The 20,941-nt window shown below is 48.5% G+C and carries 21 protein-coding genes; 6 read left to right on the forward strand and 15 right to left on the reverse strand.

Going from position 1 to position 20,941, the window contains the following annotated elements; all coding sequences use genetic code 11:
• Window positions 1-7: 7 nt before the first annotated feature.
• The 4 genes from H7A02_00215 to ettA all read right to left on the reverse strand — a co-directional run bounded on the left by H7A02_00215 (window position 8) and on the right by ettA (window position 3,905).
• Entirely contained in the window at window positions 8-583 is a 576-nt protein-coding gene (locus tag H7A02_00215) for a LemA family protein (GenBank protein MCP5170677.1), read from the reverse strand.
• 93 nt (window positions 584-676) lie between these two features.
• Window positions 677-1,243 carry a lipocalin family protein gene (locus H7A02_00220; GenBank protein ID MCP5170678.1) on the reverse strand — a complete coding sequence of 189 codons (567 nt, stop codon included), beginning with the start codon at window positions 1,241-1,243 and terminating at the stop codon, window positions 677-679.
• Window position 1,244: 1 nt separating this feature from the next.
• Window positions 1,245-2,204 carry a sensor domain-containing diguanylate cyclase gene (locus tag H7A02_00225; GenBank protein ID MCP5170679.1) on the reverse strand — a complete coding sequence of 320 codons (960 nt, stop codon included), beginning with the start codon at window positions 2,202-2,204 and terminating at the stop codon, window positions 1,245-1,247.
• A 36-nt stretch (window positions 2,205-2,240) separates the two neighbouring features.
• Window positions 2,241-3,905, reverse strand: a complete 1,665-nt coding sequence (gene ettA, locus H7A02_00230) for an energy-dependent translational throttle protein EttA (protein ID MCP5170680.1) — start codon at window positions 3,903-3,905, stop codon at window positions 2,241-2,243.
• 128 nt (window positions 3,906-4,033) lie between these two features.
• Here ettA and lhgO point away from each other — a divergent pair, with 128 nt between their 5' ends.
• Window positions 4,034-5,227 carry an L-2-hydroxyglutarate oxidase gene (gene lhgO / locus H7A02_00235; GenBank protein MCP5170681.1) on the forward strand — a complete coding sequence of 398 codons (1,194 nt, stop codon included), beginning with the start codon at window positions 4,034-4,036 and terminating at the stop codon, window positions 5,225-5,227.
• 11 nt (window positions 5,228-5,238) lie between these two features.
• Here the strand turns inward: lhgO and H7A02_00240 are convergent, their stop codons facing one another.
• A complete protein-coding gene (locus H7A02_00240) occupies window positions 5,239-5,991 on the reverse strand; it encodes a hypothetical protein (protein MCP5170682.1) in 753 nt (250 codons plus the stop codon).
• Between the two features lie 91 nt (window positions 5,992-6,082).
• Here H7A02_00240 and H7A02_00245 point away from each other — a divergent pair, with 91 nt between their 5' ends.
• From H7A02_00245 to H7A02_00260, 4 genes are read left to right on the forward strand one after another with little or no spacing between them, the layout of a single operon-like run.
• Window positions 6,083-7,003 carry a dialkylresorcinol condensing enzyme gene (locus H7A02_00245; protein MCP5170683.1) on the forward strand — a complete coding sequence of 307 codons (921 nt, stop codon included), beginning with the start codon at window positions 6,083-6,085 and terminating at the stop codon, window positions 7,001-7,003.
• Between the two features lie 42 nt (window positions 7,004-7,045).
• Entirely contained in the window at window positions 7,046-8,203 is a 1,158-nt protein-coding gene (locus tag H7A02_00250; protein MCP5170684.1) for a beta-ketoacyl-ACP synthase III, read from the forward strand.
• An 11-nt stretch (window positions 8,204-8,214) separates the two neighbouring features.
• Complete coding sequence (locus H7A02_00255; protein MCP5170685.1) at window positions 8,215-8,631, forward strand: hypothetical protein; 417 nt, start codon at window positions 8,215-8,217, stop codon at window positions 8,629-8,631.
• Complete coding sequence (locus tag H7A02_00260) at window positions 8,624-9,637, forward strand: BtrH N-terminal domain-containing protein (GenBank protein ID MCP5170686.1); 1,014 nt, start codon at window positions 8,624-8,626, stop codon at window positions 9,635-9,637. The genes H7A02_00255 and H7A02_00260 overlap by 8 nt, the downstream gene beginning before the upstream one ends.
• Before the next feature lie 23 nt (window positions 9,638-9,660).
• On the opposite strand, the gene H7A02_00265 is transcribed toward H7A02_00260, so the two are convergent.
• The 10 genes from H7A02_00265 to H7A02_00310 all read right to left on the reverse strand — a co-directional run bounded on the left by H7A02_00265 (window position 9,661) and on the right by H7A02_00310 (window position 19,191).
• Window positions 9,661-10,572 carry a hypothetical protein gene (locus tag H7A02_00265; GenBank protein ID MCP5170687.1) on the reverse strand — a complete coding sequence of 304 codons (912 nt, stop codon included), beginning with the start codon at window positions 10,570-10,572 and terminating at the stop codon, window positions 9,661-9,663.
• Window positions 10,565-11,743, reverse strand: a complete 1,179-nt coding sequence (locus tag H7A02_00270; protein ID MCP5170688.1) for a hypothetical protein — start codon at window positions 11,741-11,743, stop codon at window positions 10,565-10,567. Before H7A02_00270 ends, H7A02_00265 begins: the two co-directional genes overlap by 8 nt.
• 3 nt (window positions 11,744-11,746) lie before the next feature.
• On the reverse strand, window positions 11,747-12,007 hold the full coding sequence (locus H7A02_00275; protein ID MCP5170689.1) for an acyl carrier protein: 261 nt from the start codon (window positions 12,005-12,007) through the stop codon (window positions 11,747-11,749).
• 46 nt (window positions 12,008-12,053) lie between these two features.
• Window positions 12,054-13,214 carry an ABC transporter permease gene (locus H7A02_00280; protein ID MCP5170690.1) on the reverse strand — a complete coding sequence of 387 codons (1,161 nt, stop codon included), beginning with the start codon at window positions 13,212-13,214 and terminating at the stop codon, window positions 12,054-12,056.
• Between the two features lie 2 nt (window positions 13,215-13,216).
• Window positions 13,217-14,152: an ABC transporter ATP-binding protein gene (locus H7A02_00285; protein ID MCP5170691.1), complete on the reverse strand. Its 936-nt coding sequence runs from the start codon at window positions 14,150-14,152 to the stop codon at window positions 13,217-13,219.
• A gap of 73 nt (window positions 14,153-14,225) precedes the next feature.
• The gene (locus tag H7A02_00290; protein MCP5170692.1) at window positions 14,226-14,774 is read right to left on the reverse strand and encodes an isoprenylcysteine carboxylmethyltransferase family protein; all 549 of its coding nucleotides are present in this window, start codon (window positions 14,772-14,774) and stop codon (window positions 14,226-14,228) included.
• A 56-nt stretch (window positions 14,775-14,830) separates the two neighbouring features.
• Window positions 14,831-15,724, reverse strand: a complete 894-nt coding sequence (locus H7A02_00295) for a hypothetical protein (GenBank protein MCP5170693.1) — start codon at window positions 15,722-15,724, stop codon at window positions 14,831-14,833.
• Between the two features lie 23 nt (window positions 15,725-15,747).
• The gene (locus H7A02_00300) at window positions 15,748-16,623 is read right to left on the reverse strand and encodes an AraC family transcriptional regulator (protein MCP5170694.1); all 876 of its coding nucleotides are present in this window, start codon (window positions 16,621-16,623) and stop codon (window positions 15,748-15,750) included.
• Between the two features lie 25 nt (window positions 16,624-16,648).
• On the reverse strand, window positions 16,649-17,959 hold the full coding sequence (locus tag H7A02_00305; GenBank protein ID MCP5170695.1) for a GntP family permease: 1,311 nt from the start codon (window positions 17,957-17,959) through the stop codon (window positions 16,649-16,651).
• Entirely contained in the window at window positions 17,953-19,191 is a 1,239-nt protein-coding gene (locus tag H7A02_00310; GenBank protein MCP5170696.1) for an alpha-hydroxy-acid oxidizing protein, read from the reverse strand. Before H7A02_00310 ends, H7A02_00305 begins: the two co-directional genes overlap by 7 nt.
• A gap of 304 nt (window positions 19,192-19,495) precedes the next feature.
• Between H7A02_00310 and H7A02_00315 the strand changes: the two genes are divergently transcribed.
• Complete coding sequence (locus tag H7A02_00315; GenBank protein MCP5170697.1) at window positions 19,496-20,902, forward strand: aldehyde dehydrogenase family protein; 1,407 nt, start codon at window positions 19,496-19,498, stop codon at window positions 20,900-20,902.
• Window positions 20,903-20,941: the final 39 nt, after the last annotated feature.

Consider the following 20,941-nt stretch of genomic DNA (forward strand, 5'->3'; position numbering starts at 1 on the left):
TACCCTTTTAGTGGTTAAACAGTTGCTTGATATCTACATCGGCGGTTTCGGTTTCGCTGAATTCAAGTAGCGGGTGAGCCCTGAATTTAAAGAAATTGGCAATGAATACATCGGGCACCTGTTCGATGCGGATGTTGTTCTGGTTCACCACATCGTTATAGAGTTCACGGCGATCCGCAATGCCGGTTTCCAGCGAAGAAATTCTGGCCTGCAGGTGCTGGAAGGAGTCGTTGGCCTTCAGGTCCGGGTAGTTCTCTGCCAGTGCGAACAACCGCCCCAGTCCGGAGCGCAATGCTGTCTCGGCAGAGCCCAGCGCGCCGATGTCTTCTTGCTCCGCTGCAGAAGCTACCTGGCTTCGGGCCTGAATAACACGCTCGAGTGTCTCCTGCTCAAATTTCATGTACTGCTTGCAGGTTTCCACCAGCTTGGGGAGTTCATCGTGGCGCTGTTTGAGTAATACATCAATATTGGCCCAGCTCTGTGCGACCCGGTGTTTGAGCGCTACCAGGTTGTTGTAAATTGCCAACCCATAACCGGCGATCAACACCAGTATGCCGATTATGATAAATGTGGAAACGGCCATGTCTCTCTCCTGCAAATTGTTTTGCCAGGTTGCCAGCTTAGGGGGTTTACAGGTGTTGAACAAGTCGGTTGATCGATCAATGCGCGGTGTTTGTCAGCGGCTGTTACGGTTGTGGTTTTGGTCGACAAAAATTATGGCGTCTGTATCAAAACCAAGATTGTTTACGTGGCTAATGAATCTGGTTTTGAGTTCAGATGAAACTTCTGGTGTTCTAGCCAGTAGCCAGAGGAAGTTTTTGGTATTACTGGTGACAAAGGCGTATTGGTAGTTGTCTGTATCCAGCTCGAAAACAACATAGCTACCGTAAAAAGGGCCAAAAAATGAGACTTTCAAATACCCTTGGTTTTTGTCCCTGACAAAATAGGCTTTGCCTTCAGCGGTGCTCCACTCACTTGAGTTGACATCGTAACCCCGGTTTATCACTCGGAGGCCGCCATCTTCTCGCAAAGAATATTCAGCAGAAACGTGGCTTAGGCCACGCTCAAAAGAATGGTCCAGGCGAGCGATTTCGTACCATTTTCCGAGATAACGATTGGGTTCAAATTCGCTTACCGGTTTTAAACCTTCTGGTATTCCAGTGCAACCAGCCAATACGAGGTAACAAATAACCATCAGGCCTGAGGTGAGCACACGCAGCCTGGAATTAGAGAAAGCTAGCATGCTATTTGTTTCTCTTTTTTTCGTACATTGCTGCGTCGGCTTTTGTCAGTAGTTCTTCTACGAAATTTGATTGTGATTGGTCGGTTAAAGTGATGCCGTGACTAAATGCTATGTCGTAGGGCTTATTGGCTTTCAGGTTATAGTCATCCAGCAATTTTTGAAAACGGGCGACAGACTGCTCTGCAGCCAAGTAACTGGTGTTTGTTTGCAGCAGTGCGAATTCATCACCACCGAGACGGCCGTAGACGTCAGAATCGCGAAAAAATTGAGTCATTAATTCGGAGAATACTTTTAGTGCAGTGTCGCCCTCTGCGTGACCAAACTGATCATTAATCGGTTTGAAGTTATCGAGATCAAAGAATATTAAAGCGGAAGGAAATTGATGACGCGCGCAGATATTTAGGCTTTTTTGTGCAAGAGAAATAAAACCGCGGCGGTTGGAAACTTTAGTAAGATCATCCAGTGTTGCCAATTGAAAGGCTACCAACTCCCTTTCCGCCAGCTCTGCAAGGTCTTTTAATGCTGCCAAATCTTCCTGATCCAGGCTTCTGGGTTTGGTATCAATAAGGCAAAGAGTGCCAAGCCTTTGACCGTCGGGATAACAGCGCAGCGGGCAGCCAGCGTAGAACCGGATATCGGGTGGGCCGGAGACAAGCGGGTTATCTGAGAATCGATCATCGGATAGTGTATCGGGAACCATAAAAATATCGCCACTCAGAATGGAGTGGCCACAAAAAGATATCTCCCGGGAAGTCTCGGTAGCGTCAAGCCCGGCTCTGGATTTAAACCACTGACGATCTTCGTCAACCAGGCTCACCAATGCGATGGGAACATCGAACATCCGCCGGGCAAGACGGGTGAGTCGGTCAAAGCGTTCTTCAGGCGGCGTGTCGAGAATATTTAACCTTCTCAATGCCTCAAGGCGTTGTGTTTCATTATCCGGTGTTGTAGGTGCTTTCACAGTCAACCCTTTTCGTATTGCCCGGAGTGATGGTTGTTAGCTTTTCAGGCGTTTGTATTTCATTCTCCTGGGTTGTGAATCTTTTCCCTTACGGGCAACAAAATCTTCGTGGTACTCCGTGTAGCTGCCTTCAAAGAAGACAACTTCGCTATCACCTTCATAGGCTAGGATATGTGTCGCAATTCTGTCAAGGAACCAGCGATCATGTGAGATAACCAGTACGCAGCCCGGGAAGGCCAAAGTGGCTTCTTCAAGTGCGCGCAGTGTTTCTACATCGAGATCATTAGATGGCTCATCGAGCAATAACACATTGGCGCCTTGCTTTAGCGTGTTAGCCAGGTGTAGTCGGCCACGCTCTCCACCGGAGAGGTCGCCAACACGTTTTTGCTGGTCGCTGCCTTTAAAGTTAAAGCGACCGCAATACGCCCTTGAAGGCACTTCATAGTTGCCGATGCGGAGAATGTCCTGGCCGTCAGAAAGCGCTTCCCAAACGGTATCACTGTCTTTGAGGTTTTCACGGCTCTGCTCGACAAATGCCAGCTGAACAGTTTCGCCAATGGTAATGGAGCCGGAGTCAGGCTGCTCGGTTCCGGCAATCATTCTGAACAGGGTGGACTTGCCGGCACCGTTGCCGCCAACGATGCCGACAATGGCTCCTTTGGGAATGCTAAAAGACAGCTTGTCGATTAATAACTCGTCGCCAAAACCTTTGCTGACGCCGTTGAACTCGATGACTTTATCGCCGAGGCGCGGGCCGGGCGGGATATAGATTTCGTTCGTCTCATTGCGGCTTTGTACTTCCTGAGAGCTCAGTTCTTCAAAACGTGCCAGACGTGCCTTGTTTTTTGACCGGCGTCCCTTCGGATTTTGTCGCACCCATTCCAGTTCATGCTGAATGGTTTTTTGGCGTGCTGCTTCAGTTTTTTCTTCGTGCGCTAATCGCTGCTCTTTGGTTTCAAGCCAAGTGGTGTAGTTGCCTTCATAAGGAATACCGTGGCCGCGATCGAGTTCCAGAATCCAGCCTGCGACGTTATCAAGGAAGTAACGATCGTGTGTAACAGCAACCACCGTGCCAGGATATTCTTCAAGGAATTTTTCCAGCCAGAAAACAGATTCGGCGTCCAGGTGGTTGGTCGGCTCGTCGAGCAGCAACATATCTGGCTTGGAAAGCAGTAGACGGCAAAGTGCGACTCTGCGCCGTTCACCGCCAGACAGTTTGCTGACATCGGCATCCCAGGGCGGCAGGCGAAGTGCGTCCGCCGCTATCTCTAGCGTATTGTTAAGGTTGTGGGCGTCCCATGTTTCAATGATAGCTTCCAGTTCGCCTTGGCGTTTGGCCAGCTTGTCAAAATCGGCATCCGGTTCAGCATAGGCTGTAAATACCTGATCCAGCTCGGCCAGTGCGTCAACGGCTTCGCGCACACCGTCTTCGACGTTACCGCGTACATCTTTGTCCGAATCAAGCTGGGGTTCTTGTGACAGGTACCCTACTTTTAAATCGGGCATAGGGCGGGCTTCGCCCTGAATATCGGTATCGATACCCGCCATAATTTTCAGCAGGGTGGACTTCCCTGCGCCGTTCAGGCCAAGCACGCCGATTTTGGCGCCAGGGAAAAATGACAGCGAAATATCTTTGAGTATTTGGCGTTTCGGGGGAACAATTTTGCCAACCCGGTTCATGGTATATACGTATTGAGCCATGGAAATGTCTGCATTGATAACGAAGAGGGCGAATTGTAGCCGAAAGGGTTGGCTTGGCAAATAAGATACTGTCGTAAGTAGGGAAAACGAAAAGGTATACTGTCGGCAATGATAATTACTGGACGAATATGTACGATTTTATAGTGATAGGCGGCGGTATTGTTGGTGTTTCTACGGCTTTGCAGTTGCAGCAGCGATACCCGAAAAAACGAATTTTGTTACTGGAAAAAGAAGCAAAGATTGCCTGCCACCAAACCGGGCATAACAGCGGTGTGATTCACGCGGGGGTTTACTACGCACCTGATAGCCTGAAAGCGGAGTTCTGTAAAAGGGGGTTGAAGGCCACGATTGATTTCTGCCGCGCCAATAACATTGATTTCAGGCAGCCGGGTAAGCTTCTGGTGGCCACGGATGAACTCGAATACCAGCGCATGCTGGCACTGAAAAGCCGCTGTGAAGAAAACCGCTTGATGGTAGATTTGTTGAGCTCAGAAGAGCTGCGAGAGAAAGAGCCTGCGATTACTGGAGTTGGAGCGCTTTATATTGCGGACACCGGAATTGTCGATTATCGGCAAGTGGCCGTAAAAATAGCCGAGCAATTTCAGGCGTTTGGCGGTGAGCTGGTACTCGACAGCCGAGTTGTAAATATAGATGAGCAGGTTGACCAGGTCACAGTGTCGACGGCTCAACATGAATATTCGGGGAAGTTTCTGATAGCTTGCGCCGGGCTTGCTGCAGATCGTATTGCTCGCATGATGGGGGTAGGCAAAAACTTTCAAATTATTCCTTTTCGCGGTGAGTATTATCAGCTACCCAAAGAAAAAACGGATTGTGTAAAGCACCTTATTTACCCAATCCCTGATCCGAAAATGCCTTTTCTTGGGGTGCATTTGACGCCAATGATTGGTGGCGCTATTACCGTAGGCCCTAATGCATTGCTGGGTTGGAAGAGAGAGGGCTACGGCAAATTTAACGTTGATCTGGCTGACAGTATTGAAATGCTAGGGTTTGGCGGATTTTGGAAGGTTGCCGCAAAAAATTGGCACTCTGGCCTTGGCGAGCTGAAAGACTCCTGGTGGAAAGCGGGTTACCTCAGGCGAGTGCAAAAGTATTGTCCTGAGCTAACAGTTGATGACTTGCTGCCGTGGCCAGCAGGGATTCGTGCTCAGGCCGTTTTGCGTGATGGCTCTCTGGTGCAGGATTTCCTTTTTGAGTCCAGCCCTCGATCTCTGCATGTTTGCAATGCGCCTTCGCCTGCGGCGACTTCTGCGATTCCCATTGGGAATTATATTTGTGAACTGGTTGTCAGCAGAGCTCTGTAAGGGGTGAGTTCCTAAAAGACAGCGTCAAATTGTCCTGATGAAATGATATTGTCCCCATAAAATACTCTGAACTCACAGCGGGCGACATGATTTAAAGCCTCTGCTAGCTTGATAGTGGTCACAAGGGGGGCATTGATATAGTTTGATCGAGTTTTATAGCATCTCATTGCCTTCAAACGGGTTATCATGGTTCCTTGAAAGCTGTGGTTGTACGGTGCTTCATGCAGATGATGAATTACCCCTTTGCAGGCGAAGGCTTGGGCAGCATACTCAAAGGATGACCACCCCAGAAGGGCATCATTGTTGTTGAGCGGTGAATGCGCCGATCGTGCTATTGCAATGAATGTATCTGGTTTCGGGTGTGTTACTGCACTGAGCAAGCACATCTCACCGGCATGAGGCAGCCGCTGGTAAATTCCTTCCGTACTTGTCAGACAATGATCAGGCCACTGCTCCAAGTGAGCTTTTTCAGGGATGACGGGAGAGCTGTTTATAATTCCTTTGGTGATGATGTTATCACCAGAAATGCACGAGAACCGGTATTCGTGATTTTTGCAAGGGTGAAAAGCTATAGTGACTTTTTTTTCGGGCTTTAGTGGCAATAAAAATCGAACCTGTTGGAGGGTTGTTGCCTGAATACCGAACAGCTTGAAAAACGCTTCTGTGATTTCTTCAAGAATTAAAGCGGCAGGCACAATAGGATTGTCAGGGAAGTGCCCCGCTAATGCCGGGTGAAGATTGTTAATGCAAAAGTGCGCTCTCATCAGGGCACACTATCATTATTCTAGTGCGCCAGTACATTGTTTCAAATACAATAAGTTCTGGTTATTAAACTCAGCGGAGTTGCGGCGAGGTATGAAAAGGATTTTGGTTGTTCATTACTCGCAAAGTGGTCAGCTTGACAATGTCCTTGAACATTTCACCCGACCACTTGCTGACGCAGAAGATATAGAACTGGTTTTTGAAAATGCCAAACCTCAGGAAGACTACCCTTTCCCGTGGCCTTTCTTTCGATTTATTGACACCTTTCCTGAATCAGTTTATCTGGATCCTCCCCCAATGCAGGCCAGCTTGCTGACCGGAGATGAAGAGTTTGACCTGATAATTGTGGCGTACCAGGTCTGGTTTCTTTCACCATCGTTGCCTATTACCGGGTTTATGAAAAGTGCCACTGCAAAAAAGCTGTTTAAAGGTAAGCCGGTCGTTACGTTAATTGCATGTCGGAATATGTGGTTGATGGCTCAGGAAGAGATGAAAAAAATGATTGCGGAGATGGATGGCCGATTGGTTGGTAATGTTGCATTGGTCGATGAGGCGGGCAGTATTGGCAGTTTTATAGCTACGCCAGCGTGGGTGCTATCCGGTAACAAAGGTCCCAGGTTGTGGGGCTTGATACCGCAGGCTGGTGTTTCGGAACGAGATATTAAAGCGAGCAGTCGTTTTGGTTCTCGTATTCTGGATAGTTTGCGAAAGAGCTCGGTGGTTGATGAAAGCCTGCTACAGGGCATAAATGCTGTTCATGTAGATGAAACCTTGATATTCAGTGAGCAAGCTGGTCGTAGATCGTTCCTGGTGTGGGGCCGTTTGTTTCGGGTGTTGGGGGCTGCCGGGTCACTTCAACGCAAGGTTTTGGTGGTGATATATACATTGTTTTTGCTGGCGTTGATTGTTACTGTAGTGCCACTAGGGATTGTGGTAAGGAAGCTGTTTTCTCCGCTAATGCGAGAACGCACGGCAAGGCAGAAAGCCTATTATGGAAAGCCGTCCGGCTACTAGCCTTTTTGGGAAGCCAAAATAAATCTTATAAATTGATATTGAATGAAACCTGTCTATATTACAGGCGTCGCAGCGGCCATGCCAAATGCGCCTGTCGCTAACTCAGATATTGAAACCGTCCTCGGTAAGGTGGGTAATCAGCCTTCACGAGCGCGCAGGTTGGTTTTGCGGCGTAATGGCATTCGCAGTCGACACTACGCTATTGATCCTGTCTCGGGCTTAACAACCCATACCAATGCCAGCCTGACAGCGGAGGCCATTCGTAATCTGCGGTCGGATTTTTTTCGTGTTGAAAATATAGATTGTTTAGCATGTGGTACCAGTTTTCCTGATCAGATACTGCCTAATCATGCCGTTATGGTACATGGAGAGCTGGGGCAGCCTGGGTGCGAGGTTATTGCAACGGCTGGCGTTTGTCTTGCTGGTGTAAGTGCCATGAAATACGCTTGGCTTGGAGTTGCTAGTGGTGAACACGAGTGTGCAGTAGCGACCGGATCAGAGTTTGTCTCGCCGTTATTGCGAGCATCTTTTTTCGACAAAGAGGTTGATGCGAAAGTTGATGCTTTGAGCAATCATCCGGAAATTGCATTCGAGAAAGATTTCCTTCGCTGGATGCTGTCCGATGGTGCTGGTGCCGTTCTTCTTCAGTCACGCCCGGCCCATCATGCATTATCGCTTCGCATTGAGTGGATAATGATACGCTCCTACGCCGATGAACAGGCAGCGTGCATGTATAGCGGGGCGGAGAAGAGTGAAGATGGCAGCTTAACCAGTTGGAAAACCACACCACCGCATCAATGGCTGTCTACCTCGATTTTCGCTATCAAGCAGGATGTGAAGCAGTTAAATGAAAATATTGTTCATTACACCGTTGAAAAGCCGCTTGCAGAGTTGATAAAGAATAAGCAGTTAAAGGCGGAAGAAATTGATTATTTCTTGCCACACTATTCTTCCGATTTCTTTCGAGAGAAATTGGCAGAGGGATTGAATGGCGTTGGCTTTCATATTCCTCCTGAGCGCTGGATGAGTAATCTTACAACAAAGGGGAACACTGGCTCTGCTTCGATTTACATTATGTTGGAGGAGTTAATGCATTCTGGAAAACTGCGAAAGGGTGACAGGATTTTATGTTATGTGCCAGAGAGCGGACGATTTTCAACTTCCTTTATGTTGTTTACAGTTTGCGATAGCGGTGGGTAAAAGCTGAACAGATGAAACAAAAAGATGTTCCCCAAAATAACTCAAAAACACTTGGTGGGCAAAAGAAGCCACTCTATGTGCTGGGCGCCGAAGGAGAATATGTTACCGAGCTTTCCAGCGGATGGGATGTTGAAGAGGTTGTGCTCAAGCAGGCTCTTGAGCAGTTTTTATCGTGTGAGCAAGAGGCGATGCAAAGGGCAAAAGAAGGGCTGACGGCTCCCCTTGAGTGCCATATGTATCAACGCCGTATGGATATTTCGGTCCTGTCTCAAAGTACCGGCTTTTTTAAATGGCAGATCCGGCGCCACTTTAAACCTGCCCGGTTTAGTCGTTTGCCTGAGCATAAACTGGCTCGCTACGCGGATGCACTCGATGTTAGCATTGAAACGCTGAAACAATTGCCTTTGCCCTCAGAACAGAATGACTGAAATCAGGTTTGAGCACCGGCAAACCGCTCATTGCGAGAGTGGTGCCGTTACGGCGTTATTGCGTCACAGCGGATTGGACTTATCTGAGCCGATGGTATTTGGTCTGTCTGGCGCGCTGACCTTTGCCTGTATTCCTTTGGTGAAGGTCGGTGGTATGCCAATGTTGGCTTATCGAATGCCACCAGGCCGGGTGATCAAGGGTGTGGCGTCCAGGCTTGGTATCTCCATGCGGGTTGAGCGCTTCAAAGGGGCAACGGCGGGTATGCAGGCGCTGGATCACTACCTGAACGCAGGGAGGCCTGTGGGTTTGCAGGCATCTGTGTTCTGGTTACCCTATTTTCCGGAAGATATGCGATTCCACTTCAACGCGCACAATATGGTTGTTTACGGCTATGAAAAGAGTATTTCGGGTGAAACAAGCTACCTTGTCAGCGACCCTACTTTTTTGGATCCGGTGGTCGTCGAGGCGTCTTCGTTGCAACGAGCGCGATTTGTAAAAGGCATGCTAGCCCCAAAAGGCATGTTGTATTATCCGGAGGCAATTCCTGATGCTATTGATATGGTGGGGGTTGTCAGAAAGTCAATAAGAGGGAATGCCCGGATGATGCTAAATACACCACTCCCGTTTGTTGGTGTGAGAGGCATACGCTATGTTGCCAGAAGGTTGCGGCAGTTAGGCGATAGCAAACAGAACGAAGCGTTTGGCAAATTATTTATCGGCCACATGGTACGTATGCAGGAAGAAATCGGAACCGGAGGCGCTGGTTTCCGTTTCTTGTATGCGTCATTTTTACAGGAGTGCGAGGGCGTACTGGAAGCACATGGTCTGGCCAAGGCTTCTTCGATGTTTACCGATGCGGGGGATGAGTGGCGTCGTTTTGCGCTGATGGTTGCAAAGATGCTGAAAGGGCGAATGGCGTTGGATTTTCAAAAGCTTTCCGAGCAGTTGGTTTGTATTGCCGATATGGAAGAGCAGGCCTATCGCTTTTTAAAGGAAACGGTCTAATATCTGAAAGGGATAGCCCTCAGCTATGTATAAACGACTGTTCGAGAGACGTGATACCTACCATCTTCGTCGCCGTTGATGGTTATGAGTGTTGGCCATGTCTTTGAAGTAATAAAGTTTAATAATACGGATGCTGTTGATGATGTTCCATCTGCCGCGAGGTTTTCCCAGAACTGCATCGAGTCACTCATGATTGAAAAACGCTGGTTTAACTCACTTTGAGTGAGGGTTTTACTGTAATATTGTGCTTGCGAGTTGTTGTCTGTAGGTTCTTTTAACCAGTTTTGCAGGTTGTTTGAATCGCAGAAAGTTAGTGTGTCAGTAATAGTTGCTAACACACCTTCTGCCCGCTGATTCCCCGAAGAACTCTTCTTTGCTAGAAGCCAGTAACTCCCTTCTGAGATGGGGGTGTCTGGCGCTAACCCCAGACGTTGTCGATGATGTGACAAAGGCACTACGCCTTCGTCGACAATACCGATTAAAGCCTGTGCTGTTTGTTGGCTTTGGATATCGAGTATTGCGGTCTGTAAAACGGCTTCTGTAGAAAAACCTGCCCGCGAAACAAACAGATTTTTTCCCGTTAACCCCAGATTACGTGCAACATAGTAACCAGCGGAATTGCTCAAAGTGTTGATGAAATGTGCTGGTTTAGGTATCTGGCCGCCTTGCATCATTTGCTTATGTACATTTATGGTGTTTGACAATGCTGCAAAACGAGAACCAATATAGAGGCCGGTATCAGTATCAATATTGTAGTTGGTATTCTGTAATTGTTGTATGCAGCGTCCCGAGCCTGTCAGGCAGAGTTGTGTGAAACGGTCGATACGGCGTGGACGATCACGGCAATATTTTTGAAGATCACCACTCAGATCGTAGAGGTCTTCATCGTCTTTCAGTGGTATATGGAAGGCGCTGGTTGCAACAACATCAAGCATGGAGGCAGCTCTGTTTTGAATGTGGAGGTAACTTTATAATCAGGCTGCAATTGTTGCCGCCGAATCCGAAAAAGTTAAGCATGTAATGTCCTGACGTAGCGATGCCTGGAGTTGTTGTTGGTGTGATGGCCAGATGTTTGTCAGCTTCCCGGAAGCCTGCACTAATAGGAAGTAACTGGCTCTCCAGGCAGGCGGCCATCAATGCCGTCTCTATAGCACCGCATCCGCCCAGAGTATGTCCGATATAGGATTTTAATGAAAAAAAATCGGGTACAGAATCAAATACCTGTCGCATCGCGGCAGCTTCTCCTTCATCGTTGAGCAGAGTAGCTGTGCCGTGCGCTTTAATCGCAAGAATGTCTTTGGTGCTTACGTTGCTGTCGGCCAGTGCCTTGTGCATCACTTCAGCAATAGAAGATCCATTGGGGTTAGAGCTGGAAACACTGAAGGTGTCACAGCCGCTTGCTCCACCACAGAAGATAAGTTTTTGATTACTTTTAACGCTGGCTTTCAGTAACAGCGCAGCACATCCTTCTCCCAGAACCAGCCCGTTCCGTTGTTTATCAAAAGGCCTCATTTGCTCACCACTCAACAGCTGCAGCCCATAAAAGCCGGACAAAGTGGTTGCGTTGTAAGCTTCAATACCGAGTACCAGTGCATAGGGGTGATGGCCTTGTTGAATGCTTTTGATAGCGCTCAGAAGTGCGTTGGCGCTGGCTGTACAGGCAGTATTAAATGCATAGTCTGCTCCCAGCATTTGATGTCGGCGGCGTAGATGTTTGCTTACCTGAGTGAAACCATCGAGAGGTAGTGGTATGGCTGATATGTCGCTGATGAGGGCGTTGCGGTATAGCTCCTCGCCCAGGCCGATGCCATATGATGACGAGCCAATAAATATGGGCATGCTGAGTTTGTGTTCAGCGCTAATGTTGGTGTTGCTAAAGACCTCTTCCAAGACACTGTCAATGAGTTGATGTGTCCGTTCTTCAGCGCCGGAATTTTGTCCTATGCCTACAGGCAAATAGGGGACACTGACAACTTCATTGAAACCGGATAGATCAACTCTATGGTATAAGCCCAAGCCTTTTCTCAGGCCTTGAAGGTTGGGTTTAACCCCACAGCCAAGCGCACTAATAACACCAGAGCCTTCCAAAACGACTAAATTCGACATAGGCTATTCGGTGATGATGAATTTCGCAAGTGACGCAACAGAAGATAGGGCCATGCGCGTTTCATTGCCGCCGTCTATTCGTTTTCCGTACCGGCTTTTCACCTCTAAAGCAATGCTTAACGCGTCCAGTGAGTCGAGCCCTAAGCGTCCGTCGCTGCCGATCAACTGTTCGTGAGAATCAATTTCCTGTGCCTTTACATCGACATCACATTCATCAACGATCAACTGCTTTAATTCTGCTTCAAGAATGTCTATATTCATCATGAGTTCTTATGGAGACCTGTTGCCTGTTAGCGTTTATGTTACACAGCTACTGTCGACGAGCCGAAACTGCCGTTAGTATGAGTGCTGCCGAGGCAAACATAAATAAAGCGCCGGATTCTATCAATACGTCTTTCACATTGCCGCCTCGGAGCAGCACTTCAAAAAAGCCGTTTAGTCCCCAGGCCATTGGCGAGAAGTTGCTTAACGATTGCATCGCAGGTGGCATAATATACTGAGGTACCATAACGCCCCCAATGGCGGCCATAATGATATTGCAAACCCCGGTAAATATGGTGGCCTGTTCCACAGTGCTTGCCCATTGAGCTATTAACAGGGAGTAGCTGACTGAGGCGAGGCTGGCACAAACGGAAACAAGAGCCAATCCTGCTGGGCTAGACCCAAGGTGCAACTTTTCTCCGCCTAGGGCGGGGATCAGATGCACGCCTATAAGGAGCATCAGAACCACCTGAAGTAGATTTATGGACAAGTAGGGTAATAATTTTCCTGCCAGGATGAGCGATGATGGCACCCCGATACTCTTCAGTCGGGACGAAATTCCTTGTTGGCGATCGTTAATCATTGTTGTCGATAACGGAATGGCGATAAAAAACATTGCAAAGAGCAGCCAGCCCGGTACATTTTGTTGTACAGAGGTAGGCTTGATGCCACCGGGGTAGAGCGAGTGAGTCGCGATGAGCTGGTTGCTGTTGATGTCTTCGCTACTTTCCCGATACTCAGAAAATTCGTCGAAATCGAGTTCAAAATATAGGCGCACCAATTGTTGTTTTATCTGTGATTCGATTAAATAAGCCATTGCTGGTGTGGTTGACGGGGCAAAATACAATTGAAGAGTGGTTGAGTTTTGCCGTAATGCTCTCTCAAACCCTGCATCAATCACGACCAAAAACTTCGCTTTATCCTTGCGAACATCTTTCATCAGCTGGTTTGCATCAGCTTCCCCAGGCAATTGTTTGAAATTGCCCATCCCGTGCAGGAAATGGGCGATGTTGGCACTATGCTTGCCATTATCTTTGTTGATCAGGAAATAATTTATATCAATTTCGTTAACGTCGGCATACTGGTTTTGTAGAGTGAAAGTCATTATCAGAATAAATAATGCCGGCATCACAAACAGTAGGAGAAGTCCGTGGAGATCTCTCGACAGTAGCACAAACTCCTTTTTTATCAGATTCAGAAGTACGGGCATTGTCAGTCTCTCAGTTGCCGTTGAGTCAGGTTCAGGAACAACTCCTCAAGGCTGTCGGTACCATAGTGTATTTGTTCTACCTGGATGTTCAGTTGTGTTAATGATTGCAAAATAAGGATGATTGACTCGATATTGTCTGTGTGAAATTCCAGTTGCTGATGATTCCGGGTTAACGTGTATGGCCAGTTGGCTTTTGCTTGTAGAGCTTGGTGCTGTGTGTTTGATATTGGAGTTGTGAGTAGGAGCTGCAGGCTTGTTTTCTTGCTGCCTATAAGCAGTTCATTCAGTGTTCCCTGTAAAAGAATTTTGCCATCATCGATGATAGCTATTTCATCGCACAGTGACTCTATCTCGTCCATATAATGGGATGTGTAAAGTATAGTTGTGCCTTCTTGGTTCAGGCGTCGAATAGTCTCCAGAATGAAGTGGCGGGAGTGAGGGTCTATTCCTGTAGTTGGTTCGTCCAGTAGCAGTAATTGCGGCTTGTTAAGCAAGCCAATGGCAAGGTTAAGGCGTCGTTTTAACCCGCCGGATAGAGTGTTGGCTAAACAGTTTGAATGGTTCTCCAATTGTGTAACTTTTATGGCCTCTGCAATATGTGATGTGCGTTTGTGAGAGGGTAGGCTGTGAAGACTCGAAAAAAAGCGTAGGTTCTCAGCAACAGACAATCGATTGTAAAAAGCATATTCTTGGGGAACCAGCGATATTTTTTTCTTCCAGAGTTGCCGGTGTTGGTTAATATCGTGCTGCTCGATGGTTACTCTGCCAGTGGAGCAGGTGAGCAGCCCGCTGATTATTGAGAGCAGTGTGGTTTTTCCTGCACCATTAGGGCCCAACAGCCCGAACAGGCTCTGCTTTTTAATCTGAAGGTTGATGTTGCGCAACGACGCAGTAGGCGCGCCTCTGTATTGATACTGGAGCTGTTGAATATCAATCACAGGAAAGACTTGCCCTGCTATTGTTTTGGTCTGGGAGTAGTAGAATGTTCATAGTAGCCAAATAAAGGACTCTCTAAAGCACAAAGGGTATCAGCATTTTGCTGTGGCGTTGATAGCTTAGATAGTTCTCGCCAAAAAAATTGATATTTTCAGTTTCTTCGACTTTGGCTGTAATAATCAGCATCAAGCTAACCAGCGCAGCAATCAACACTGTAAACCAGGTTGGCTGCTGAAACATAATGCCCCAGTTCAGTATCAGTAGCGAGCTGTACATTGGGTGCCGGATATATTTATAGATACCTTGAGTGACGAGCTGTGTTGTATTCTCAAAGCCAAAGTTCTCCGGTGTATTTAGTCTTTTCTGTTTCCCGCCTTTTTTGCGGAGTTGTCTGACGGACAGAATCACAATGATCAGCGAAGTTATTAGCAAGCAGAATGAGATGGCTTGATTTGTGTTCCATGAGTTAAGGTTTGCGAAACGGTAATTGATGACCAGAAGTAAGAGTATGCCTTCAAATGCGAAGAAACGATAAAAACCATGGCAGGAAGGATTGGCTAATTGTTTCCGGCAAAGACTGAAGAGAATACAACTCACAAAAATGAATAGAACTACTGATGTCATAGAAAAGGTCCGCAAGCCCAAGCCCGTAGCTGGGCCTGCTGAACAGATAGTGTCTGCTAGGGGTAACCTGTTTCGTTAGGGTCTATGAGTACCTCAAGAACACGCCAGGATGCGGAGTAATGGCTTTCGTTAGAAAAAACAATACGTCCTTTCCCTTTGTATAAGGCTGCTGTTCTGGCGACATCTCCACCCTTAAAGTTGAAGGGGATCCATGCCTTTCCGGTTTGGTAGGTTGTTGTAGCCGTTGGTTCTCCGACTAAAGCATAAGCCTGAGACATGCTCATGCCGACTTTCACCTCCGTGAGTGACGCCCCCCCGCTGGCGGCTGTTTTAGTAGGTGATGATTTTGCTGGTTTGCGAGAAACTGTTGGTTTAGAACCCTTTCCTTCGCGAAGGTTAGCTAAGGAGATACTGCCTTTCGTATATTGTTCTGCGTTATCTTCGCCCAGGTTTTTGAGAGATTTCTTTGCATACTTTTTCAGTTTTCGATGAGCACCGTTCTCCGCAACTTCTGCCAGTGTGCTACGGTAACGACTCAGGCCGGAGTTGCCTAAGGCCTTGCTGGCCCAGGACATTGCATCGATATTTGTGTTGTCTGACTTGTGATAATTTTGCAGTAGAACTTCAGCCAGAACGTCCAGTATTTCGGTGTTTGTTTCGCCAGTGTGGTACAGGTTTTTAGCTGCGTTGCGAACGCTGGCGGGACCACCATTTATCAGGAGGTTTATATTGTGCTCATCTGTAGCAGAAAGGGTGAAGCCCTGAGTGGAAAAAAATAAAGTAATTGCCGCTAGTAAACAGGTAATAGATTTAGCCATGGCTGATTTCCTTAAATTATTGTTGATCCTAGGGTAGATTGCATAACTGACAAGTTTAGATGGACAGTTATCATAAGTACAAGAAAATCTCCGTTTGTTGGGTTGGGCTAGGCTGTGCATGTAGCGCGTCATACTCGGTTGGTTCTTGCAAAAAACTAAGCCTGACGTTCCTGTCGGTACTGGCTGGGAGACAAGCCTATGACCTGTTTGAATTGTCGGGAAAAGTAGTAAGGGTCATCAAAACCCACCTTGGCGGCAATCTGTTTGATGGAGTCGATGGAGCTGTCCAGTAACTGGCAGGCATACTGCATTTTCAGGTGAATAAAATACTGTATCGGAGAATGGCCCGTTAGCTGCTTGAATTTTCGTGAGAAGTGGTATTTTGACAATCGTGCTTCTTCCGCCAGGGATGCCAGGTCCAGGTCTCTTGCAACCCGTACCTGCATTAATTGCTGAATATGGTGAATGTCGAGTTGTTGTCCACGCAGGGAGTGATTCAGGCGCTCCAGTGTCGCAATGCTGGTGAGCATTTGTTTGAGTAGGCAGGCGGCATGCACAAATGCCGGTTTCGAATAATTGGCTTTTCGCAGACTGAAGAGTGTTTCGAAGTCTGCCAGCAGGCGTGGCTGGGGCCCGATATGGCTGACGAGCGAACTGTTTCCAACGAATTGATTGTAATCGTTGGCCTGGTCGCCGTCGTAGTGGACCCAGTAGATCGTCCAGGGGGTGTTTCGGTTAGCCCGGTACTGATGGGCAACGCCTTTCGGCATGATAAAGAAATCTCCTGCGCTGACGCGCCAGGTTTTGTTATAGGCTGCCAGTGAGCCTTTGCCGGAGCTGCAATATACCAGCAAATGATTGTTGTGTTTCAGGCGCTTGAGGCTGTGCCCTGCGGCCGCGGGGTAGTAGCCTGTGGCAAGGGGGTAAAGGTCGCGACTCAACGGGTATTTTCGCAAAAATTCCACGAGGAACTTCGGTGTCATAAAGCGGATGCCTTGCTGGGGTAATGGCCATTCAGATGTCAGGGTCATAAGCGTCAGGCATCCTTGTGGGCTGTTACAGCGATAACAATGCGGTGGCGATAATAGTGCCTATTAAAGGAACGATTACCGTTACCGCACCAAGCGGGGCATAGGCCGTTTTGTGGGATTCACCGCAAATGGCCCGAATCAGTGTGACGACGAAGCCGTTATGAGGCAGGGAATCCAGTGCTCCGGAAGAAATGGCAACCACCCTGTGCAGTGCCTCGGGGTCTTCTCCCGATTCGAGAAAATCCGGAGCCAGCACAGGCAATGCGATGGATTGCCCTCCCGAAGCAGAACCGGTGACCGCAGCGATAAGTGAAATACTGACTCCGGCAGCTACCAACGGGTTGCCAGGAATGGCATTCAGCGAATTTACCAGCATGTCGAAGGCGGGTGATACTTTGACAACAGAGCCAAAGCCTACAACGGCGGCGGTGTTGGCGATGGCTATCAGTGCGCCCATGGCCCCTTCGCCCATCGTTACGTTGATATTCTTGAAGTTTTTTGGCGCCAGTAGCCAGGCGGCTATACAACCGGCAAACAGTGCTACCAGTAGTGCGGATTGCTTGAGACTTTCATGAAAAAAGAAGGTTATCAGCAGAATGCATAACAGTGGTAGCAATGATGCAATGGGGTTCGGCCCGCTAATTGCGCCTGTTTTTTCTGCTACCGGGTCGTCTTCGCGGGTTTCAAAAACCTCACCACTGGCTACGGCATGGTTGAGCATGCGGTTCAACCAGAAATACCCCATGACGGCCATGATGATGGCAACGACAATGCTCACTTCCCACGCGGCGTATGGTGAGGTGCCCAGATATTTTATGGGTATCCAGTTTTGAATTTCCGGTGAGCCGGCCGACGTCATGGTGAATGTTATAGAGCCAAAGGCGATCGTTGCCGGAATAAAACGCCGAGGCAGGTTTGCCTCTTTGAACAGGCTGACAGCAATGGGGTAGGCGCTGAAGGCAACAATAAACACACTGACACCACCATAAGTCATCACTGCACACGCCAGTACTACTGCCAGCATGGCGTTCTGGGCGCCGATTCTTGCGGTGATCCAATGGGCAATACTATGTGCGGCACCGGTTTCTTCCATAAACTTGCCGAAAATGCTGCCAAACAGAAACATGAAAAACCAGGAACCAACAAATGAGTTAAACCCATTCATATAGGCTTCGATAAAATTTGTTTCTGTTCCTGCAGATGGCAGTAGATGCAGTGATCCTGACAAGGCAACAATAACGGCTGCCAGGGGAGCGGCAACCAGCAGGCTCATACCGCGAATGGTCATTAGAATCAGCAGGCTGAGTGCGACGATCAGGCCAAGAATGCTCAACATTGTCTGAGGTTCTCTCTGTTTGGGGGTACATTATTATTTTCAGGCAGTGAGAGGTCCTCACTGGTGGTGTTCGAGGCGAGGCGAGTACGGCATTGAACATGTCTTCTATTGATATCTTTTGAGGTGCGGCAGCCAAGCAGAGCCATGCAGCGAGCGACTTCTGTTTTGAGTATGTGCAGCGCCTTTTCAACACCTGCTTCGCCACCTGCTGCCAAGCCGTAGAGGTAGGGGCGGCCGATGGAGACGGCATCGGCGCCGAGTGCAAGTGCTTTGACTACGTGGCTGCCACGACGAATACCGCCGTCGACAATCAGCTCCAGATCGTCTTTGAGGGCTTCTTTTATTGGTGGAAGGCAATCTACAGCGGCAGGTGCGCCATCCAGCTGTCGGCCGCCGTGATTGGAAATCATGATGCTGGTGGCGCCTATCTCTTTTGCTTTAAGGGCGTCGTGTACTGAGTGCACCCCCTTGATGGTCAAGGGTCCTCCCCACAGTTCTGCCAGCCATGCGGCATCATCCCAGCAGATGCTTGGATCGAACTGGTTGTTTATATAGTCAGCCACTGATGTTGTGTTTGTGCCCAGGGCATGGGTTTTACTGCTGATGTTAGCGAGCGTGAACTGCGGTTGCAGTAACAGATTTAGCGCCCACTCAAAATGAGTTGCATAGCTCCACAGGCTTTTCGCGGTAAATCTGGGCGGCATGCTCATGCCATGCACCAGATCGCGCTCGCGATTGCCGGCGATTGCCGTATCTACTGTCAGGCAAAGGGCGTCGTAGCCTGCCACCTTGCAACGCTGGACAAATTCGGCAGTTAATCCGCGGTCCTTGAGTATATAGATCTGGAATATCTTGGGGCCACCTGTTTCTTTGGCGATATTCTCAAGAGAGGTTGTTGCCAAGGTTGAGAGTGTGTAAAAAGTTCCACTTTTAGCTGCTGCTCTGGCAACTGCAGGTTCTGCCTGATGATGGAACAGGCGATTCATGCCTGTGGGAGACAGAATGACCGGCCAGTCAATATGGCGGTTAAACAGACGTGTGGCAGTATTTATATTGCTGACGTCGGTAAGGTAGTTGGGAATTAGTTCGTAATCGTTAAATGCCCCGGAGTTGCGGCGCAACGTCCATTCATCTTCTGCGCCGCCGTCAATGTAATGGAATATGGGGGCTGGCAGCTTGCGCTTTGCCCGCAAGCGAAGATCATAGATGTTATGGCAGTGGCTCAGACGCACCGGACCACCCTGGAAAGCTGTTTTGTACTGATGAGGTTGTGTGAGTCAAATTTTTCCAGCTGCATAGCGTTCTCCATGTGCGGCAAAAGCCTGCCTGCAGTTTGCTGGCAGGGAGTTGGTTAATAAACACAGGGGTAACTTTAGGAGCAATATAATCCATCAAAAACACAATATAGTCAATGTAGTCTTTCAGGAAGATGTGGTCGAATGCTCTGCCGCATTTACCGCGAAGTAACACTGTGTTTTACTTCCTTCCCTTTTTTAGCGGTCACCATGAAACGAACATACTGACAGGGGTGTGAAAATGACTGATATTGCCAATGAAGCAGCGGCCGAAATAGAACAGTTAATTGCGCGTTCACGTGCAGCTCAAAAGCAGATAGAGAACTACACCCAGGAACAGGTCGATGAGCTGATCACGGCGATGGTCTGGGCAGTGGCTCGCCCTGGGGTGGCAGAAGAAATTGCCCAGTTCACCGTTGACGAAACACAACTCGGAAACTACGAAGGCAAGTTTCTGAAAATTTCACGTAAAACCCGCGCAACGCTCTATGACATCATCGATGACAAATCTGTAGGTGTTATTGAAGAAGACAAAGCGCGCAATATCATTAAAATCGCCAAACCTGTGGGGGTGATTGGTGCGCTGATTCCCTGCACCAACCCTGAAGCAACACCCGTAATCAAGTCTATCTCGGCGATCAAGGGCCGCAATTCAATTATTCTGGCACCGCACCCGCGTTCCAAGCTTACCAACGCCAAGATCGTTGGCTTGCTGCGCGAGGCCATCAAAGCCTGTGGTGCGCCGGAGGATCTGGTGATTGGCATCGATATCCCCAGTATGGAAAAAACCGACGCGTTGATGAAGCAGTGTGACCGTATTCTGGCGACAGGTGGTGCGGCAATGGTAACGGCGGCGTACTCTTCTGGTACGCCTGCGCTGGGTGTGGGTGTAGGTAACGCTGTCATCACGGTTGATGACACAGCTGACCTGGATGAAGCAGCCGAAAAAATCCGTATTTCGAAGACACTGGACCTGGCGGCATCCTGTTCGTCTGATAATTCAGTCATTGCCTTTGCACCAGTTTATGATGCCCTGCTGCAAAAATTGCAGGATCAGGGCGGTTATGTGGTTAGCGCTGAGGAAAAAGAGAAGTTGCAGGCTGTGATCTGGGAAGATGGCCACATCAATTCTGCCATTGTTGCCCAGCCTGCCGAGAATATCGCCGGAATGGCAGGTTTCGACCTGCCGGAAGGCAAGCAGTTCTTCATTGTGCCTGAAACTGAAGCGGGAGCTTGTGCGCCTTTCTCCGGGGAGAAGATGTCTGTCACCATGGCTTTCTACAAAGCTGCTGATCTGGATGAGGCGATTGCGTTGACTAACGCTATTCAGGCGTATCAGGGGCAGGGGCACTCTTGCGGTATCTATTCTCACAACGATGACAATATCCTGAAGTACGCGATGGAAACGAAAACTTCCCGGGTTATGGTTAACCAGCCTCAGGCTCCTTCGAACAGTGGTAATCTCTGGAACGGCATGCGCCAGACTTTTTCACTTGGATGTGGTTCCTGGGGCGGTAACAGCACCAACAACAATATTACCTGGCGAGATTTGATTAATGAAACCTGGGTATCGAAGCCGTTGGAAAAAACCAAAGAGCTGCCGGCTGATGAAGTGCTGTTTGCCAGTGCAATCAATAAATTCCAATAAAGTAACAAAATCAATAAAACCAAAGTCATAAGCAGGTAT

The organism is Pseudomonadales bacterium, assembly GCA_024234435.1.
Taxonomy (GTDB): Bacteria; Pseudomonadota; Gammaproteobacteria; order Pseudomonadales; family Porticoccaceae; genus JACKOF01.

Bases quoted from the DNA above. Each gene is read 5' to 3' on its own strand.
- H7A02_00215 (MCP5170677.1), bottom strand. From the start codon at position 583: ATGGCCGTTTCCACATTTATCATAATCGGCATACTGGTGTTGATCGCC.
- H7A02_00220 (MCP5170678.1), bottom strand. From the start codon at position 1,243: ATGCTAGCTTTCTCTAATTCCAGGCTGCGTGTGCTCACCTCAGGCCTG.
- ettA (MCP5170680.1), bottom strand. From the start codon at position 3,905: ATGGCTCAATACGTATATACCATGAACCGGGTTGGCAAAATTGTTCCC.
- lhgO (MCP5170681.1), top strand. From the start codon at position 4,034: ATGTACGATTTTATAGTGATAGGCGGCGGTATTGTTGGTGTTTCTACG.
- H7A02_00240 (MCP5170682.1), bottom strand. From the start codon at position 5,991: ATGAGAGCGCACTTTTGCATTAACAATCTTCACCCGGCATTAGCGGGG.
- H7A02_00245 (MCP5170683.1), top strand. From the start codon at position 6,083: ATGAAAAGGATTTTGGTTGTTCATTACTCGCAAAGTGGTCAGCTTGAC.
- H7A02_00250 (MCP5170684.1), top strand. From the start codon at position 7,046: ATGAAACCTGTCTATATTACAGGCGTCGCAGCGGCCATGCCAAATGCG.
- H7A02_00255 (MCP5170685.1), top strand. From the start codon at position 8,215: ATGAAACAAAAAGATGTTCCCCAAAATAACTCAAAAACACTTGGTGGG.
- H7A02_00260 (MCP5170686.1), top strand. From the start codon at position 8,624: ATGACTGAAATCAGGTTTGAGCACCGGCAAACCGCTCATTGCGAGAGT.
- H7A02_00265 (MCP5170687.1), bottom strand. From the start codon at position 10,572: ATGCTTGATGTTGTTGCAACCAGCGCCTTCCATATACCACTGAAAGAC.
- H7A02_00270 (MCP5170688.1), bottom strand. From the start codon at position 11,743: ATGTCGAATTTAGTCGTTTTGGAAGGCTCTGGTGTTATTAGTGCGCTT.
- H7A02_00275 (MCP5170689.1), bottom strand. From the start codon at position 12,007: ATGATGAATATAGACATTCTTGAAGCAGAATTAAAGCAGTTGATCGTT.
- H7A02_00280 (MCP5170690.1), bottom strand. From the start codon at position 13,214: ATGCCCGTACTTCTGAATCTGATAAAAAAGGAGTTTGTGCTACTGTCG.
- H7A02_00290 (MCP5170692.1), bottom strand. From the start codon at position 14,774: ATGACATCAGTAGTTCTATTCATTTTTGTGAGTTGTATTCTCTTCAGT.
- H7A02_00295 (MCP5170693.1), bottom strand. From the start codon at position 15,724: ATGACGCGCTACATGCACAGCCTAGCCCAACCCAACAAACGGAGATTT.
- H7A02_00300 (MCP5170694.1), bottom strand. From the start codon at position 16,623: ATGACCCTGACATCTGAATGGCCATTACCCCAGCAAGGCATCCGCTTT.
- H7A02_00305 (MCP5170695.1), bottom strand. From the start codon at position 17,959: ATGTTGAGCATTCTTGGCCTGATCGTCGCACTCAGCCTGCTGATTCTA.
- H7A02_00315 (MCP5170697.1), top strand. From the start codon at position 19,496: ATGACTGATATTGCCAATGAAGCAGCGGCCGAAATAGAACAGTTAATT.